The organism is Paraburkholderia sp. SIMBA_053, from assembly GCF_046534895.1.
Classification (GTDB): Bacteria; Pseudomonadota; Gammaproteobacteria; order Burkholderiales; family Burkholderiaceae; genus Paraburkholderia; species Paraburkholderia caledonica.
The window spans coordinates 1-240 of record NZ_JAWRXU010001566.1; the positions used below are offsets into that span (position 1 = coordinate 1).

The window sequence follows — 240 nt, forward strand, 5'->3', positions numbered from 1 at the left end:
CATTGCGACCAGTTCGCCGTAAGTGGTCGCGTGCGGCTTGCCGTCGACATCGGACCAGATCGCAGGCCGATCGCGATGCCCATTTTCGACGGCACGATCGAGCAGTTCAGTCGCGCAGTTGAAACGCGCCGGATACGCGACGTCCGGATTGTCGAGCAGGAACAAAGGCCATTGATTCTGCGGCGGCAAGTGATCGCGCGCGAAAGTATCGACGTGAGCTGACGGTTCCATCATGAAACT

Annotated in this window: 1 pseudogene; it reads right to left on the bottom strand. The window is 59.2% G+C overall.

What is annotated here, in order from left to right:
- A pseudogene (locus tag SB753_RS40830) lies at nucleotides 1-231 on the bottom strand (2-aminobenzoate-CoA ligase); the annotation flags it as partial.
- Nucleotides 232-240 lie beyond the last annotated feature (9 nt).